Source organism: Mesorhizobium sp. B2-6-1 (assembly GCF_006440475.1).
Taxonomy (GTDB): domain Bacteria; phylum Pseudomonadota; class Alphaproteobacteria; order Rhizobiales; family Rhizobiaceae; genus Mesorhizobium.
This window is the reverse complement of record NZ_VFUH01000026.1, coordinates 16,792-33,348: the sequence shown is the minus strand read 5'-3', so window position 1 is coordinate 33,348 and position 16,557 is coordinate 16,792. Positions and strand designations below refer to the sequence as shown.

The 16,557-nt window shown below is 63.0% G+C and carries 15 protein-coding genes and 1 pseudogene; 11 read left to right on the top strand and 5 right to left on the bottom strand.

The annotated features are described in order from the left end of the window. The first annotated feature begins 298 nt into the window (after positions 1-298). Entirely contained in the window at positions 299-2,488 is a 2,190-nt protein-coding gene (locus FJ443_RS30265; RefSeq protein ID WP_140624198.1) for an anthranilate synthase, read from the top strand. Positions 2,489-2,493: 5 nt separating this feature from the next. Next, complete coding sequence (locus tag FJ443_RS30260; RefSeq protein WP_140561428.1) at positions 2,494-3,441, top strand: cation diffusion facilitator family transporter; 948 nt, start codon at positions 2,494-2,496, stop codon at positions 3,439-3,441. Positions 3,442-3,447: 6 nt separating this feature from the next. On the opposite strand, the pseudogene FJ443_RS31900 reads toward FJ443_RS30260, so the two are convergent. The 3 genes and pseudogenes from FJ443_RS31900 to FJ443_RS30245 all read right to left on the bottom strand — a co-directional run bounded on the left by FJ443_RS31900 (position 3,448) and on the right by FJ443_RS30245 (position 5,231). Beyond that, positions 3,448-3,831: pseudogene (locus FJ443_RS31900) on the bottom strand (type II toxin-antitoxin system VapC family toxin). Continuing rightward, positions 3,828-4,073, bottom strand: a complete 246-nt coding sequence (gene vapB, locus FJ443_RS30250) for a type II toxin-antitoxin system VapB family antitoxin (protein WP_140561430.1) — start codon at positions 4,071-4,073, stop codon at positions 3,828-3,830. The pseudogene FJ443_RS31900 and the gene vapB overlap by 4 nt, the downstream one beginning before the upstream one ends. 66 nt (positions 4,074-4,139) lie before the next feature. After that, positions 4,140-5,231 (bottom strand): hypothetical protein, encoded by a 1,092-nt coding sequence (locus tag FJ443_RS30245; protein ID WP_140561432.1) that lies wholly within the window; start codon positions 5,229-5,231, stop codon positions 4,140-4,142. Positions 5,232-5,333: 102 nt separating this feature from the next. Between FJ443_RS30245 and FJ443_RS30240 the strand changes: the two genes are divergently transcribed. The 5 genes from FJ443_RS30240 (at position 5,334) to FJ443_RS30220 (ending at position 8,433) form a co-directional block, all read left to right on the top strand. Next, complete coding sequence (locus FJ443_RS30240) at positions 5,334-5,771, top strand: DsrE family protein (RefSeq protein WP_140524937.1); 438 nt, start codon at positions 5,334-5,336, stop codon at positions 5,769-5,771. A gap of 69 nt (positions 5,772-5,840) precedes the next feature. Next, a complete protein-coding gene (locus tag FJ443_RS30235) occupies positions 5,841-6,632 on the top strand; it encodes an SDR family oxidoreductase (protein WP_140496082.1) in 792 nt (263 codons plus the stop codon). A gap of 63 nt (positions 6,633-6,695) precedes the next feature. Continuing rightward, a complete protein-coding gene (locus tag FJ443_RS30230) occupies positions 6,696-7,004 on the top strand; it encodes a putative quinol monooxygenase (RefSeq protein WP_140496083.1) in 309 nt (102 codons plus the stop codon). A 5-nt stretch (positions 7,005-7,009) separates the two neighbouring features. Further along, positions 7,010-7,267 carry a type II toxin-antitoxin system prevent-host-death family antitoxin gene (locus tag FJ443_RS30225; RefSeq protein WP_140496084.1) on the top strand — a complete coding sequence of 86 codons (258 nt, stop codon included), beginning with the start codon at positions 7,010-7,012 and terminating at the stop codon, positions 7,265-7,267. A 62-nt stretch (positions 7,268-7,329) separates the two neighbouring features. Then, positions 7,330-8,433, top strand: coding sequence for an AbrB family transcriptional regulator (locus FJ443_RS30220; protein WP_140496085.1), 1,104 nt, complete (start codon positions 7,330-7,332; stop codon positions 8,431-8,433). 40 nt (positions 8,434-8,473) lie between these two features. Here the strand turns inward: FJ443_RS30220 and FJ443_RS30215 are convergent, their stop codons facing one another. Beyond that, the gene (locus FJ443_RS30215) at positions 8,474-9,550 is read right to left on the bottom strand and encodes a siderophore-interacting protein (protein ID WP_140496086.1); all 1,077 of its coding nucleotides are present in this window, start codon (positions 9,548-9,550) and stop codon (positions 8,474-8,476) included. 541 nt (positions 9,551-10,091) lie between these two features. Between FJ443_RS30215 and leuA the strand changes: the two genes are divergently transcribed. From leuA to FJ443_RS30190, 4 genes are all read left to right on the top strand, one after another. Then, positions 10,092-11,828, top strand: coding sequence for a 2-isopropylmalate synthase (gene leuA, locus FJ443_RS30205; RefSeq protein WP_140666865.1), 1,737 nt, complete (start codon positions 10,092-10,094; stop codon positions 11,826-11,828). 182 nt (positions 11,829-12,010) lie between these two features. Next, complete coding sequence (locus FJ443_RS30200; RefSeq protein ID WP_140524941.1) at positions 12,011-13,786, top strand: hypothetical protein; 1,776 nt, start codon at positions 12,011-12,013, stop codon at positions 13,784-13,786. 329 nt (positions 13,787-14,115) lie between these two features. Continuing rightward, positions 14,116-14,919: an alpha/beta fold hydrolase gene (locus tag FJ443_RS30195; protein ID WP_140518309.1), complete on the top strand. Its 804-nt coding sequence runs from the start codon at positions 14,116-14,118 to the stop codon at positions 14,917-14,919. Positions 14,920-15,029: 110 nt separating this feature from the next. Beyond that, positions 15,030-15,647, top strand: coding sequence for a hypothetical protein (locus FJ443_RS30190; RefSeq protein WP_140666863.1), 618 nt, complete (start codon positions 15,030-15,032; stop codon positions 15,645-15,647). Here FJ443_RS30190 and FJ443_RS30185 read toward each other — a convergent pair. Next, entirely contained in the window at positions 15,631-16,554 is a 924-nt protein-coding gene (locus FJ443_RS30185; RefSeq protein ID WP_140496091.1) for a metallophosphoesterase, read from the bottom strand. The genes FJ443_RS30190 and FJ443_RS30185 overlap by 17 nt on opposite strands. Positions 16,555-16,557 lie beyond the last annotated feature (3 nt).

Below are 16,557 nucleotides of genomic sequence, written 5' to 3'. Positions count from 1 at the left end.
CCAGCCTCCATCCGCTGGCGATAAAACCGGACAACTCACGTGCTACCTAATCCGGACAACTCATCTGCTTACGACAGCCTCCATCGAATCCAGTTGCGCGGTCGCTCAATCGCCGCTATGGGAATCGCCATGAACATGCGTTCGATCAAGACCGTTTGGTGGTGGGCCTGCTGACAGCGGCCTGTTCGAACGCGTGCGCGTGAAAAGAGAGGGTGGCCGCAGCGGAATGTCCGGGCGGCCATTTGTTTTTTCCAAGCCATTCCCGGGTCCGTTGCCCAAGAAGCTGATGGAGACGGCAATGACGATGAAGGTTCTGGACAACGGCGCAGAGAGTTTTGTGACCGGGGGTGGCATCACCATCACCCGCGAGCGCCACGACCGGCCCTATGAAGGCGCCATCGACGCCTATGTCGACGGGCTGAATGCGCGCCGGGGCGCGGTGTTCTCTTCGAACTATGAATATCCCGGCCGCTATACGCGTTGGGACACCGCCATCATCGACCCGCCTTTGGTGATCTCGGCGCGTGGCCGGTCCATGCGCATCGAGGCGCTGAACCGGCGGGGCGAGGTGCTTCTGCCGGTCATCGTCAAGACGCTCGGCGATATCGCCGAGATCACGATCGCCGAGGCGTCGAAAAAGCTGATCCGCCTCGACGTCGCCAAGCCGGGCCGTGTCTTCACCGAAGAAGAACGCAGCCGCGTTCCTTCCGTCTTCACGGTTCTGCGCGCCATCACCGCCTTGTTCAAGACCGCCGAAGACGCCAATCTCGGCCTTTACGGCGCCTTCGGCTACGACCTCGCCTTCCAGTTCGATCCGGTCGACTACAAGCTCGAACGCAAGCCAAGCCAGCGCGATCTCGTGCTGTTCCTGCCCGACGAGATCCTGGTCGTCGATCATTATTCGGCCAAGGCCTGGACCGATCGATATGACTACGCCGGCAAGGGTTTTTCGACCGAAGGCCTGCCGCGCGACGAGATCGCCGAGCCGTTCAAGACTGCCGACCGTATCCCGCCGCGCGGCGACCATGAACCCGGCGAATACGCCAATCTTGTGCGCCGCGCGATGGACAGCTTCAAGCGCGGTGACCTGTTCGAGGTCGTACCCGGGCAGATGTTCTACGAACGCTGCGAGACCCAACCCTCCGAGATTTCGCGCAAGCTGAAGTCAATCAACCCCTCGCCCTATTCCTTCTTCATCAATCTGGGTGAAGGCGAATACCTGATCGGCGCTTCGCCCGAAATGTTCGTGCGCGTCAACGGCCGCCGTGTCGAGACCTGCCCGATCTCGGGCACGATCAAGCGTGGCGACGACGCCATTTCCGACTCAGAGCAGATCCTGAAGCTGCTCAATTCCAAGAAGGACGAATCCGAGCTCACAATGTGCTCGGATGTCGACCGCAACGACAAGTCGCGCGTCTGCGAGCCGGGTTCGGTGCGCGTCATCGGCCGCCGCCAGATCGAGATGTATTCGCGGCTTATCCACACGGTTGACCATATCGAGGGCAGGCTGCGCGAAGGCATGGACGCCTTCGACGCGTTTCTCTCGCACGCCTGGGCGGTGACCGTCACCGGCGCGCCGAAACTATGGGCCATGCGCTTCATCGAGCAGAACGAGAAGAGCCCGCGCGCCTGGTATGGCGGCGCCATCGGCATGGTCAATTTCAACGGTGATATGAACACCGGGCTGACACTGCGCACCATCCGCATCAAGGACGGCATTGCCGAGGTGCGTGCCGGCGCCACATTACTGTTCGACAGCATTCCCGAGGAAGAAGAAGCCGAAACCGAACTGAAGGCCTCCGCCATGCTCTCCGCCATCCGCGACGCCAAGACGGGCAATGCCGCCAGCACCGAGCGCACCACCGCGCGCGTCGGCGACGGCGTCAACATCCTGCTCGTCGACCATGAAGACAGCTTCGTCCACACGCTGGCCAATTACTTCCGCCAGACCGGCGCCAATGTCTCGACCGTGCGCACCCCCGTGCCGGAAGAAGTTTTCGACCGGCTGAAGCCGGATCTCGTCGTGCTGTCGCCTGGTCCCGGCACGCCCAAGGATTTCGACTGCGCCGCCACCATCGGACGAGCGCGCGCCCGCGAGCTGCCGATCTTCGGCGTCTGCCTCGGCCTGCAGGCGCTGGCCGAGGCCTATGGCGGCGAATTGCGGCAGCTGCATGTGCCGATGCACGGCAAGCCGTCGCGCATTCGCGTCTCCAAGCCCGGCATCATCTTCTCCGGCCTGCCCAAGGAAGTCACCGTCGGCCGTTACCATTCGATCTTCGCCGATCCGGTGCGGCTACCCGACGATTTCGTGGTCACCGCCGAGACCGAAGACGGCGTCATCATGGCCTTCGAGCACCGCAAGGAGCCGATCGCCGCGGTGCAATTCCATCCGGAATCGATCATGACGCTCGGCCACAATGCCGGCATGCGCATCATCGAGAACATCGTCGCCCACCTGCCGCGCAAGGCCAAGGACAAGGCCGCCTAGAGACGATGGTCGAAACGCGGGACACGATGGCGGTCGCGGCGAAGGCCGCGACCAGGCGCAAGGTCGCAAGGCTTGCCTTCTGGTCGATCGTCGTCGCTTGTGTGGTGCTCGCACTCAAGCTTGCCGCCTGGTACATCACCGGTTCCGTCGCACTTTATTCGGACGCGCTGGAATCGATCGTCAACGTCATCGCCTCGGCCGCCGCGTTCTGGGCGATCCAGGTCAGCTACAAGCCTGCCGACCAGGACCATCCGTTCGGCCACCACAAGGCCGAGTATTTCTCGGCCGTCCTGGAAGGCGTGCTGATCGTGGTCGCGGCACTCCTGATCCTGAACGAGGTCTGGCAATCCTGGCTCCACCCCGTCCCGCTCCAGCAGCCTTGGGAAGGGCTTGCCGTCAACGGTGTGGCGACGGTCATAAACGCCTTCTGGGCCTGGGCGCTGATCCGTACAGGGCGCAACGCAAGATCGCCGGCACTGGTCGCCGACGGCCAACACATCATGACCGACGTCGTGACCTCGGTCGGCGTCTTCGCCGGCCTTGTCGGCGCGGTGCTGACCGGATGGCAGATCCTCGATCCGGCGCTGGCCGTGATCGTCGCGCTCAACATTCTTTGGCAGGGCTGGCATGTTATCGGCTCGTCGATGAACGGGCTGATGGACCGCGCAGTCGACACCCAGGAGCATATGCGCATCCGCGACATCATTTCGGCCAATTGCAAAGGCGCGCTCGAAGTGCACGACCTCAAGACACGCATCGCCGGCCGCGCCACCTTCATCGAATTCCATCTCGTCGTCGATGCCGACATGTCGGTCGGCGCCAGCCATGTCATCTGCGACCGCATCGAGGATGCGCTGCAGGCGGAAATCCCTTCCGTGCGCGTCACCATCCATGTCGAGCCCGATGATGAGGCCAAGCTGCCGAAGGGCACGACGGCGGTGCCGTTCGCGTGAGGCAGTTCACCACGTCTCGATTGACAGAGCTTTGATCCGCTCGAATTCCCGGACATTGCGGGTCATCAGCGTAAGATCGCGCGCGCGCCTGCCCACCAATCAACGCATCGTAGGGACCAATTGGAGTTCCCAATGTGGCAAGCGTTGCCCGAATTTCTCCGGCATGTCTCGCGTCTTCCCGATCGAATTCGAGCACAGGAAACTGCAGAGCCTCGATACGCGCCAAATTTTCGACCCGTCGCTAGCTCTTTTCAGCACCATAGTACAGTTCGTGCACGACGATAGGCGAGACGGCAAAGTCCTGCGGCCTATGCCGTTTCAGCAGGCAAGCAGACCCTCATCGCCCTTCATGACCGCGATGACGGCATTGGTGTCGAGCAGGTAGATCACTTGAAGACGTCGCCCAAGGCAGCTCGATCCTGCCCGTCCTGACGTTCCAGCGCTGCCTCTGCGAAATCATTATCAAGCGGTCCAATCACTTGGTCGAGCCACGCCCAGTCCTGCGCAAGCGGTTCCAAGATGACGGTTTGCCCGTGACGGCGTATCGAGACCTCCTCTGTGTCGAAACGGAACTCCTTCGGCAGGCGCACGGCTTGGGATCTGCCTGACCAGAACACTTTTGCTTTGTCCATCGTGCTATCCTCAAATGAGATATAGCAAAGATATATCCCTTCGCGCTGACCTAAACAGGGCTCCGCTCAAGGCGCGCAAGCCGATTGCGGCATCGGTTCCAGCCGGTAGATCTTATCGTCCGACTTCGTCTTGCCGTCGGCTGCCTGTGAACAGAAATCGACGATCGCCAGGCTGTTGTTGGGATTGGCCAGCATCATCATGCCATTGGCGCCGCGCTTGAGGAAAATCTCCTTCTGCGTGATATCGCAGGAGAAATCGCTCATCTTCGAACTCGCCGCGCAGCGCCACTGGTCGGCCTCGCCCTGGCAGGAATAGACCTGCGTGACCTTGCCCGACTGTTGCCGCGTCGTGACCGAAACGGCGATGTCGGCGCCGTCAGGCCAATTGGCAAGGTCGCCGCCCGCCGCGAATGAAGCCAGTTCGACCGGCCCACGGAACACGCGGATCGACTGCGTCAGTTGGTCGGGATGCGAACCGAAATGCGCGGCATCGTAGTCGCGTCCGTAGCAGAAGGCCTGGTCGGGCTTCAGCCGGTCGCGCAGCGGCGGACCCATCGCTGGGTCGATCGGGTCGATGCGGGCGAACTCCGCCTTGCAGGTCGCTGCCGGCATCGGGTCGAGACGGAAATTGTCGTCCCGCGACCCCAGCGCCTGCCTGTTGTATTCAGTCGTGCCGAGTTCCTCCTCGGAACCGGCATCGAGATAGACATCGGGCTGCAGGTCCGAAAGGATCAGCCGGCCCTTGTGGTCGACTTTCAGCGACGCCAGCGTGCGGTCGCATTCCATGCCGCAATGGATCAGGTTTGATGCGCCATCCTCGGATTGGTGACTACACCAGCCGCCGGCCCATTCCGGAGCCTTGGCGCCACGCACCGTGGTGGTGACGAAGCCATTGTAGGACGTGCCGGCATTCGCGGCCGGTTCCTCGTTCGGCCTGCTGACCGGATCATGGCCGTAGTAGAAGAAGATCCGGGCCACCTTCTGCTCCGGATGCGCCTTGAGGTGGTTGGCATCGTAGATGCGGCCGAAACAGGCGTCCTGACCGTTGGGACTGAGTTCGGTGAGCTTGGCCGCCTCGTCGGCGAAAGCCGTCGCGCCCAGCAGGCTCAACAAGGCCGCTCCGGACAGGACGCTTGCCAGTTTCTGTTCGAACGCCATGTGACCCTCCGCATCGGCAGGACGCGACGCCGATTTATGCTACACTCGGCGTCGCGGCCACGCAATTCGCGGCCATCTGTCAACCCGGGGGGAACCATCGCCATGCGTCGACGCGACATGTTCCGCGCGATTCTCGTCGGAGCCGGCACGCTGATTGGACTGCGGGTGGCGCAAGCCGCGGCCACCGAGGCCACGAGATTGAAGGTCGCCTATCATCTCAGTGACCTCGACAAGGTCAATTTCGTGCTGGGCAACATCAAGAACCATTACGAAGGCACCGGCGGCAATGTCGATATCGCGCTGGTCGTCCATGGTCCGGCTCTTGCCGGTTTCAAGTCGAAGGGCATATCGGCGGCGATCTCCGGTCGTTTCACCGGTCTCGTCCAGCAAGGGCTCGATCCGCATGCCTGCGCTAACACCATGCACGGCATGGATATTTCGCTCGCCGACCTGCTCGACGGTTTTCACGCGGCCGACAGCGGCGGCGTCGTCAAGCTCGCCGAGCTGCAAAGCCAGGGCTATGCCTATCTCAGGCCTTGAAGCCGCATGGACTGAATGCAAGGGTGGCAAGACCCCGCGAAGAACCGCGAAAATCCCGGAGGAACGACAGTGCCAGCGACGACCACTCCCCTCGGGCTTGTCATTCCCGATCTCGCCGGCAAGGCGGTGCTGGTCACCGGCGCCTCGACCGGCATCGGCGCGGCGCTCGCCTTGGCTTATGCGGCGCAGAAATGTCTGGTCGCACTGCACTACAATTCCAGCCGTGACGCCGCCGAGAAGCTTGGCGAGGCCATTCGCGACAGTGGCGGCGAGGTGCTTCTCGTCCAGGGCGACTTTTCGCTGGCCGCCGATGTCGAGCGTGTCGTCGAGGACAGCGCGCAACATTTCGGCCGCCTCGACGGGCTGGTCAACAATGCCGGCGGCATGCTCGGCCGCGTGCCCTACGCCGAGCAGACAGAGGCGCATTACGACGCGGTGATGGATCTCAACGCGCGTTCGGTGCTGACCGCCTCGCGCAAGGCGATGCCGTGGCTGAAGAGACAAGGCGGCTTCATCGTCAACACCTCCTCGATCGCCGCCCGCAACGGCGCCGGCGGTGGCGCCGGGCTTTACGGCTCGGCCAAGGCTTTCGTCTCCAACGTCACGCGCGGCATGGCCAAGGAACTGATCGGCTTCGGCATTCGCGTCAACGCGGTGGCACCCGGCACCATTCTCACGCCGTTCCACGAACGCTACTCGACCGAAGAGCAGATCAGGGGCATGGTTGCCACCATTCCGCAGGGGCGCGCCGGCACGGCTGAAGATTGCGTCGGTGCTTATCTGTTCCTCTCCTCCGATCTGTTGAGCGGCTACATCACCGGCCAGGTGATCGAGGTGAATGGTGGCCAGTTGATGCCTTGAGCCGCGACCTGCATACTGACGAACGGTATACTCTTGTCGAAAACGCTGAAGGGAGACGAAGGGATGTACGGTCTGATCGGCAAGATGCGGGCGGCCCGCGGCCAGCGCGACGCTGTCATGGACGTCCTGCGCGCCAGCACCGGCGCCCTGCCCGGCTGCCTGAGCTATATCGTTGCCACCGACCCGGCCGATGCCGATGCCATCTGGGTCACAGAAGTGTGGACTGACCAGGCAAGCCACAAAGCCTCGCTGCAGCTTCCCGAAGTCCAGGCGGCCATCGCCAAGGCGAGGCCCTTCATCGCCGGCTTCGAGTTCCAGGTGGAAACCAACCCCGTCGGCGGCTTTGGATTGGCTGACGACAAGACGGGCTGATCCGGGTGGACGACTCGACGCAGATCGTAAACATTAGCGATGCGAAGGCCAATCTTTCACGTCTCGTTCAGCGAGCCGCCAACGGCGAACCTTTCATTATCGCCAAGGCTGGCAAGTCATTGGTCAAGGTCATTCCTATGGATCAATCGGTGCCGGTACAATCGCGACGGGTTGGCTTTATGGCTGGTCAGTTTTCGGTGTCCGACCGTTTCGATCGCATGAGCGGTGGAGAAATCGAGCAACTGTTCGGCACAGACATCTGAGGCGATCGCTTTTCGATGCAGCGGGGGTTCGCATCCCTTACCGCTCAGTCTAAGACCAGAACATGGATTCCTCGCCCAAGCAGCCGTCTCCTGGCCAGCCGGCCGTCGAGCGCATGGCGCGCATGCGCAAGCCTTGGCAATGGCTGGCCCTCCTCGTCATTTCCGTGCTGTTTGCCGGTGCGCTCGAACTGGCCGCGCTGCCGGCGGCGCTGCTCATCGGGCCGATGCTGGCGGCTATCGTCGCCGGCACCAACGGCGCTACCGTGCGCGTGCCGCGGCTTCTGTTCGGCTCCGCCCAGGCGATCGTCGGCTGCCTCATCGCCGCTTCGATCTCGGCCGACATTTTTCGCGTCTTCTATGCCGAATGGCCGCTGTTCCTCGGCGCAGTGACAGCCACCGTCACGGCGTCCAGCCTGCTCGGCTGGCTGATCAGCCGGTGGCGCATCCTGCCCGGCACGACCGCCGTCTGGGGATCCTCCCCAGGCGCCGCCACCGCAATGGTGCTGATGGCCGGCGCCTTCGGCGCCGACCAGCGCCTCGTCGCCTTCATGCAGTATCTGCGTGTCATCTTCGTCTCGATGACGGCGGCCATTGTCGCCAAGATGTGGGTCGACACGTCAGGCGTCGAAATCCCGCCGATTATCTGGTTTCCGCCGATCGATGCCCAAGCCTTAGCAGCAACCATTGGCATCGCGCTGGTCGGCGGGCTGGCGGGAAGGCTTTGCCGGTTGCCTTCGCCCTCCTTTCTGGGCACCTTCATCTTCGGCGCGGTGATCCACCTTGGCCTCGGCGTGCCGATGCAATTGCCGCCTTGGCTGCTGGCTGTCAGTTACGCCATGGTCGGATGGTCGATCGGGCTGAACTTCACAAGGCCGATCCTGCGCCATGCGACACGTGCCCTGCCGCAGATCGTCGCTTCGATCGTGGCTCTGATCGCCTTTTGCGGCGGCCTCGCCTTCATGATCAGCCATCTGCTCGGCATCGATCCGCTGACCGCCTATCTCGCGACCAGCCCCGGCGGCATGGACAGCGTCGCCATCATCGCCGCCGCCGCCCAGAACGTCGACATCTCCTTCATCATGGCGCTCCAGTCGGCGCGTTTCCTGATCGTGCTGCTTGTTGGCCCGAGCATCGCGCGGCTGGTAGCGCGCGCGGTGAAGGAATAGGCTGCTCCGCCCCGGCTGCCGGCATACTTATGGATCGATCCTAATCCTCGTCGTCGCCCTCGGCCTGCGCGTCGCGACGCCAATAGGCCGTTACCAGGTGCCGGTCGCGGCCCAGGCCCCACTCCTTGCGCACGATCTTGCGGATCTCGCGGAAGTCGGTGAACTCGCATCCGGCCCAGACGTAGAGGCTATCGGCAAGCGCCATGTGGCTGCGCTCGCGCAGGGCGGCCGCCAGCAGGCCGGCGGTGCCGGCCGCGCGGTCGTGCCGGTAAAGCCAGGTGATTTCGATGTTGTCGCCTTGCGCCAGCGCGATGCGGTCGTCCGGGCCATCGACCTCGATGAGCGCCTCGACGCGGGTTGACGGCCGCAGTTCCTCCAGAATCCGGCCAATTGCCGGCAGCGCTGTGTCGTCGCCGACCAGCAGCAGGGTCGGCGCCGTCGGCGTCTCGCCGCCGCTTGGCCCGATCATGCCGATGACGTCTCCCGCCACCGCGTTCTGCGCGAATGTGGCGGCGGGCGTGTCATAGCCGGGGTGCAGCACGAAATCGACATCGAGCCAACCGCTTGTCGGATCCACCGCCCGGATCGTGTAGATGCGCACGGTGAGCGCATCCTCACCGGCAGGCCACACAAGCAGGCCGTCGGCGCCCATCGAGGGCCAAACGGGCGGCCTGCCCCGCGGCGGCAGCAGCAGCCGGATGTGCAGGCCGCCATGAGTAAACCGGCCAAGATCATCGCCTGCAAAGCGCAGGCGCTGCATATGCGGAGAAATCCGCGTTGACGACACAACCGTGATTTCGCGGAAGAAGAGTGGGGTGCCGGTGTCGCTGCCGTCGCCTTGCCAGCGCAGTCCGCTCGTCGTTCCAAGGTGCTGCGCGACGTGGCCGGCGACCGTCATCTTCATGTAGGACAGGCAGGTTTCGTCTACGGCCGAGACGCGGATCAGCATGGAGTCGCCCTCGAGTGCCGCGCTCAGCGAACCGTAGTACAGGCGAAGTTCCCATCGATCGGCAACACCGGTCTCGACCTCGAATTCGCTGTGCTCGGTGCGCAGCCGGTCCATCACCGACCTGATCGCCGCATCGCTGATCCGGGTTTGCGCTCGCAGTTGGTCCATCGTTCGCGTCTTTCGAAACGGTTTGAAGCAATCGGCCGCAGGAGGGCCGCGCCGGCAGCGGCATGCCATAGACGTTCCGAAGTTTCCACAGAAACTTGAATACATAGGTCATCTTATATATTGAACCGCTACGTCCCGTTGGCGGCCAGGTCCGGCCTCGGCCTGTTGGAAGGGCACGCACGTCGGCGACGACGTCAGACGGAACGTGGCCCGGCACGCGCCCGACTGTCGGCATGGCTTTCGGTACGGCTTGCCTCCGGCTGGCCGCTCCTGTATGAAAACCGCCATGAACACGCGCGCCACCACCGCTTCCCGTCAGACCGGCTTTGCCGGCGAGACCGTGCGCGCGCTTGCCTCGACGCTGCTTCTTCTCGGCCTTATCGGCGATCGCCGGGTTCGCTGAAGGAGCGCCCGGCGGTCGAGCCGCCGCGCAAGCGCATGCTCCTTGGCAGTCACATCAAGCGAACGAAAAACTGGTAAAGGCGCCACTCGCCACCCATCCGCCTGAAGGCGGATTCGAGGGTCGCCGGGAGAAACGACGATGAACGCACGAGAAGAAATCCGCGTAAGCGAGGCCCCGGCGGGCCAGCAGAACGGCGGCATGCCGGACGCCGCCCGCAAGTACCAACCCTACCCAATCGTCGGCCTCACCGACCGGACCTGGCCCTCGAAAGTGATCGACAAGACGCCAATCTGGTGCTCGGTCGACCTGCGCGACGGCAACCAGGCGCTGATCGACCCGATGGGCCACGAACGCAAGGCGCGCATGTTCGCGCTGCTGCTCGACATGGGTTTCAAGGAGATCGAGATCGGTTTCCCTTCGGCCTCGCAGACCGATTTCGACTTCGCCCGCTGGTGCATCGAAGAGGGCAGCGTACCGGCCGACGTTTCGCTGCAGGTGCTGGTGCAGTGCCGGCCCGAACTGATCACCCGCACCTTCGAAGCGCTCAGAGGCGCCACCAACCCGATCGTGCATTTCTACAATTCGACCAGCGAGTTGCAGCGCCGCGTCGTCTTCGAGAAGGACGTTGCCGGCATCAAGCGCATCGCCACCGATGCCGCCAAGATGATCACCGACATGGCAGCGAGTTCCGGCGGCGGCTACCGTTTCGAATACTCGCCCGAAAGCTTCACCGGCACCGAGCTCGAAGTCGCGCTGGAGATCTGCAACGCGGTCACCGAGATCGTGAAGCCGACGCCTGACAACAAACTCATCATCAACCTGCCGTCGACCGTCGAGATGTCGACGCCCAATATCTATGCCGACCGCATCGAGTGGATGTGCCGCAATCTCGACAGGCGCGAGAACCTGATCATTTCGCTGCACCCGCATAATGACCGTGGCACCGGCGTCGCCACCACCGAGCTCGGCCTGATGGCCGGCGCCGATCGCGTCGAAGGCACGCTGTTCGGCAATGGCGAGCGCACCGGCAATGTCGACATCGTCACGCTGGCGCTCAACATGTACACGCAAGGCGTCGATCCGAAGCTGGACTGCTCCGACATCAACCGGATGAAGGATGTCTACGAATATTCGAACCAGCTGAAGATTCCCGAGCGCCATCCCTATGTGGGCGAACTCGTCTACACCGCCTTTTCCGGCTCGCACCAGGATGCCATCAACAAGGGTATGAAGGCGCTGAAGAAGGCCAACACGCCAGTGTGGGAGGTTCCCTATCTGCCGATTGACCCGGCCGACGTCGGCCGCAGCTACGAAGCCATCATCCGCATCAACTCGCAGTCCGGCAAGGGCGGCATCGCCTATGTGCTGCAGGCGGATTACGGGCTCAACCTGCCGCGCAACCTGCAGATCGAGTTTAGCCAGGCAATCCAGGCGATCACCGATGCCGAAGGCAAGGAAGTGCCGGCCAGGCGCATCTATGAGCGCTTCCTCGATACCTATGTCGACCAGCCGGGCGCCAGGCTGAAATTCCTCGATCACCACACCTATCCGGACACCGAGGTAAAGGGCCGGCGCGTTGTCGAGGCGGTCATTATCGACGACGGCAAGGAGATGACGATATTAGGCACAGGCACAGGCCCGATCGACGGCTTCGTCGATGCGCTGTCGCGCCATGTCGGCGTCGATATGTCGGTGCTCGACTATTCCGAGCACTCGATGCAGCGTGGTTCGAACGCCTCGGCCATTTCCTATGTCGAGATGGAACATCCTGACGGCAAGCTGTTCGGCGCAGGCATCAACACCAACATCGTCGCTGCCTCGCTGGAGGCCGTGGTGTCCGCCGCCAACCGGATTATCGGCAAAAGAGCCGGTTGATACAGGCCTGGAACGAATTCGGGACCATCGTCGTTTAGCGATTGGTCCCGACTTTTGTGTCATTAACCACCGGGAAATTATCCGGTGTGGTACGCGATCGCATAATACGTGTATGCTTGTACGGTGGTGCGGTAACGATATGATCGCGCCTCAACCTGTGCCGACTTCGAGAGGATCGACACTTGCAGCATGCCACGCCTGCCGCCCCCGCAGTGCGCGAGACACTGGAGCGACTGCTTGCCAGCGAAACGTTCGGGAGATCCGAGCGCGCGCGCAAATTGCTTCGCTATCTCGTCGAGCGCGAGCAGGCCGGGGAAGCCGACAGGCTCAAGGGCTTTTCCATCGCCATGGATGTTTTCGGCAAGGACGGCGATTTCGATCCGTCCACCGATGCCGTCGTGCGGGTGCAGGCGGGCCGCCTGCGCGAACTGCTGCAACATTATTTCGCCAATGAAGGCATTGCCGAGCCGGTCCGCATAGCCATTCCGCGCGGCGGTTACGTCCCGGCCTACGAACTCAATGCCATCCGCCTGCCGCAAGCAGCGGAAGCCGCCAGTCACGCAGAGCCGACAGCCAGCCTGCCCGAACAGTCCGGTGCCGCCGATGATGCCGCACCCATGGCGGCCTTGCTCGGCCAGGTTCCTGCGGCGGGCCTCTCGGTGACGCGCCATCTCAGGTTCTTCTGGATCGCGATCGCTGTGGTTATCGCCATGTTGGGCGTTCTGATCCTGCGCCAGGGCGGCGGTGCCTTGCTGGCGGGAGGCGACATCCCGGCAACGTTCGAGACCGCCGGCGAAACCGGCAGCATCACGCCGTCGCCCATGGTCGAAGCGCTGCCGCTCGTCTACATCGCCCTCAGGGCCAACACTCCCAATGCCAGTCGCGTCGCCGCATCGCTGCGTGCCGGCCTGAGCGGCTTTGACACGATCGACTTCATCGGTCGCAACACCGTCAACAAAGCCGATCCGGTCGCCGATGCGACGAGTTTCATTTTCGATATCCTGCCTGGACCAGACGCGGGCGACGTTACCATCGAACTGCAAAGCTTGGCGTCCGGACGGGTGCTGTTGTCGCGCAACCTGACCGCCGCCGACAGCGCACCAACCGTAGTCGAGGATCGCATATCCGGCATTCTCAGTGCGGCACTTCCCGCTTCTGGCACCATCTACAATTACATCGAGCAGTCCGGCGCGGAGACCGGCCTGACGCAGTGCCTGCTGCTCAACGACAAATACTATCTCGACCAGAACGCCAGGACTCACGAGACCGCCTATCGTTGCCTCGAAGCCCTTGCCAACAGTGGCGCGAAATCGTCACTGGTTTATTCGGAACTCGCCTCATTGCATTTGGAGGCCGTGACCGACCACTACGCCTACCCGCCGGACGCAACGATCGAGAAGGCGATGACGTTTGCCCATCGCGCCGTGCAGATGGGGCCGACCAGCCCGTACGCACATCGCTCCTACGGCTACATCAATTCGCGCCTCGGCAATGCCGACGAGGCCCTGCGATGGATGCGCAAGGCCCATGATCTTAACCCCTACGATCTCGCCATGGCCGCCGCCTATGGCTACGGGCTGGTTTTCGCCGGCCGGTACGCCGAAGGAACACCTCTTCTGGCGCATGCCGTGGATGCCTCGAGCGGCCACCCGACCTGGTGGGACTTTGGGCTTTTCGCCGGAGAATTAATGCTGGGCGATACCAGCAAGGCAGCGATAGCCAGCAGCGCTCTGAGAACCACTGCGGCGAAATCGCACTATCTCGCCGCCCGTCTGATCGGCGCCAAGATCGCCGGTCGGGACAACCAGGCACGCAGGCTGCTTGATGAGCTGATAACCGAATTTCCGAAATTCGCCGCCAATCCGCGCGCAACCTTCATCGACAGAAAATATCCCGCCGATCTGACCGAGCGGCTGGTCGACGCCTTGCGTGCCGCCGGGCTCTTCAACGCGAGCTAGATGTGAGCCATTCCAGGGCAGCTAGTGCCGGGTTCCCTTCCGGAGTTGCGTGAAAATGAGGACTTCAAGCGGACAGCGAGTCCATCGAATAATGAAAGGCCCAAAAGCGTTTCGCGTCGAAACGGATTCATGCGACACGCCTTAGGTCTTTTTGCTCGTGCGTGTCGTTCGCCCAAATCGAGGTCGCTTTTGGGAGCGGCATCCACCAGCAGCCGGCTCGCTGTTCGGCCAATCGCCTAATCGCGAAAATTTTACTGGCGAATGCTCTGGACTAGGAGCAATTCAGCCACATTTCCATCGCGCCTTCTCGAATAAAGCCTCAATCTTTCATGACTTCATCACTTTATGCCGACGAACGGGGTGTGGGTTCGAAGACCATCGTCCTGCTGCATGGTTTTGGCGGCAGCCACGATGTCTGGCGCGAGGTGATCTCCTTGCTGCCGCCTTCCGTACGCACATTGGCCTATGATCTGCCGGGACACGGCCTGTCGCTCGACTTTCCGTCGGCCGGACCGGCCAAGGTCGCGGCAAACGCCATCCTTGCCGACCTCTCCGCACGCGCGATCAAGCGCGTCCACCTCGTCGGCCATTCGATGGGCGGCGCGGTTGCAGCGCTGATGGCGTTGGCGGAGCCGGCAAAAGTCGCCTCGCTGACGCTCCTGGCGCCGGGCGGTTTTGGCCCCGAAATCAATGGACCGTTGTTGCGCCGCTTTGCCCGCGCGCAGGACCTGGCCGAAGTCCAGGCCTGCCTCGCCGAAATGTCCGGCCCTCGAGCCGCGCCCTCGCGTCGCATGGCCGAATTGCTGTGCGAAATGCGCGGCCGCCCCGGACAAACCGAAAAGCTCGTCGAGATCGCGGCCGCCATGACCAGGAGCGATCGACAGGGCGTCATCCCGCGCGAGCGGCTCGATGCGCTGAACATGCCGGTGATGGTGGCGTGGGGATCGGATGACGCCGTTCTACCCTTTACCCAAGTGGATGACCCGCCGGAGCGCTTCCATGTGCACCATGTGCTGGAGGCCGGCCATATGCTGGCCGAGGAAGCGCCCGACCTGATCGCCGAGATCATTCGCCGCAACAGCAATCGCCGCGTCGGGCCGCAACGGGTGAAACTGTCCGCCGCGGCCAGCTGACTTCTTCCGTCTGCGCCGCCAACGGCGACCCTTGATGCATTGATCTCGCCAGTGCATTTTGCCGGCGGCTGTGTTAACTCCATGTTAACCAAACCCGCGAGGCCACGCCCATGAAGGATGCAGGCGAAAAGATCATCGACCCGTCGAGAAAATTGTCCGATGCCATTCGCGATGTAAAGAATGCCTTTGCCGATCGCGACGACGTCGTCGTCGACATGCGCGAGGCGCATCGCATGCGGCTCGACCTTCTTGCCACCGAACTCGCGCCCGTTTTTGCCGACGTTCCCGCCGACATGGACAGTTTCGACTTCGTCGTCTCGTCCGGTCTGCAGCCGCGCCTGTGGATCGACGCCGTCAGCCATGTCGCCATGGGGCGCGACCGCCGCACCTACCGTTTCCTGAAGGACACCCGCATCGGCCGTGTGGTGCTGGCCGAATCGAGCGAGATGAAGCCGGTTGCCGATTCCGTGACGCGCTATGTCGCCGAGCGGATCGTCGAACGTCAGAGAATGATGGAGGGTGGCGTCGAGGCTGCCGTTCTCGGGATGAAGCGGCACGTGGTGCCGGAAGCCGAGCCGCCTTTGCGATCGCCACCGCGCAGCAAGGGCTGGTCGGCCGTCCTGTCCGGCCTTGGCCTGATCGCCGCAGGCGCGCTGGTGGGACTGGCGGTTTCGATCGTGCTGTTCTGGGACCGTATCGTGGCGCTGGGGCTCAGCTTGCGGCCATAGCCGGTTGCGCCCCGAGCTCGAGCGTCTGCAGATCCGAAGGTGGTATCGCCGGCCCCGTCAAGCCGCGCCGCGTCAGGCGGATGCGCCAATCGCCTTTTTCACCGTCTATGTCGAACAGATTGTACTGCGCCGCCGGAGGCTTGCCGCCGGGAGCCTGGCCGGCCGCGGCGACGCCAACCACCGGGACCTTGGCGTCGCGCGGGCCGATCTGAAACAGCGACGGCAGATGTGAATGGCCATGCAGGACGAGCTCGGCACCGTGCCGGCGAATGATTTTGTGGAAGCGGGCGATGCCGAACAGCCGCTTGTGCTGCGGGACGGCGCCCCGCACCGGCGGATGATGGATCATGATCGCACGGAACAATCCTTGCTTCGCCGTCGCATCGAGTATTTTGCGCAGCCGCTCGGCCTGGCCTTCCATGAAGAAGCCGTTGGCCATGAAGGGTGCCGTGGCACGCGCCGTGGTGATGCCGATCAACGCGACATTGCCGCGCACGCGCAGATAGGGAAACGAATTGCGATCGACCGGACTGTTGACGCCGTCGCCCGTCATCCATGCCGCCCAGGACCGGCACACCTTGTCGAAGGCGCCAGGCACATAGGCATCGTGATTTCCCGGCACCACCGACACGTCATGCGGCGAGCCGAGCGTCTCCAGCCAGTGCTTGGCCATCTCGATCTCGCCGTCGAGTGCCAGGTTGACGAGGTCCCCGGTGACCGCGAGGTGATCGGGCGCGCTGGCCTTGATATCGGCCACGATGGTGTCGATCACCGCATCGTGCATGTGCCGGCGACGGTTGCGCTGCCAGTTGACGTAGCCCAGCACCCGCTTGGAGGCGAGATCGCGATAGGTTACTTCAGGGAGTGGCCCCAAATGGATATCGGAAATATGTGCGAGCCTGAACATTTC

Coding starts and splice junctions, on each gene's coding strand:
- FJ443_RS30265 (WP_140624198.1), top strand. CDS start 299: ATGACGATGAAGGTTCTGGACAACGGCGCAGAGAGTTTTGTGACCGGG.
- FJ443_RS30260 (WP_140561428.1), top strand. CDS start 2,494: ATGGTCGAAACGCGGGACACGATGGCGGTCGCGGCGAAGGCCGCGACC.
- vapB (WP_140561430.1), bottom strand. CDS start 4,073: ATGGACAAAGCAAAAGTGTTCTGGTCAGGCAGATCCCAAGCCGTGCGC.
- FJ443_RS30245 (WP_140561432.1), bottom strand. CDS start 5,231: ATGGCGTTCGAACAGAAACTGGCAAGCGTCCTGTCCGGAGCGGCCTTG.
- FJ443_RS30240 (WP_140524937.1), top strand. CDS start 5,334: ATGCGTCGACGCGACATGTTCCGCGCGATTCTCGTCGGAGCCGGCACG.
- FJ443_RS30230 (WP_140496083.1), top strand. CDS start 6,696: ATGTACGGTCTGATCGGCAAGATGCGGGCGGCCCGCGGCCAGCGCGAC.
- FJ443_RS30220 (WP_140496085.1), top strand. CDS start 7,330: ATGGATTCCTCGCCCAAGCAGCCGTCTCCTGGCCAGCCGGCCGTCGAG.
- FJ443_RS30215 (WP_140496086.1), bottom strand. CDS start 9,550: ATGGACCAACTGCGAGCGCAAACCCGGATCAGCGATGCGGCGATCAGG.
- leuA (WP_140666865.1), top strand. CDS start 10,092: ATGAACGCACGAGAAGAAATCCGCGTAAGCGAGGCCCCGGCGGGCCAG.
- FJ443_RS30195 (WP_140518309.1), top strand. CDS start 14,116: ATGACTTCATCACTTTATGCCGACGAACGGGGTGTGGGTTCGAAGACC.
- FJ443_RS30190 (WP_140666863.1), top strand. CDS start 15,030: ATGAAGGATGCAGGCGAAAAGATCATCGACCCGTCGAGAAAATTGTCC.
- FJ443_RS30185 (WP_140496091.1), bottom strand. CDS start 16,554: ATGTTCAGGCTCGCACATATTTCCGATATCCATTTGGGGCCACTCCCT.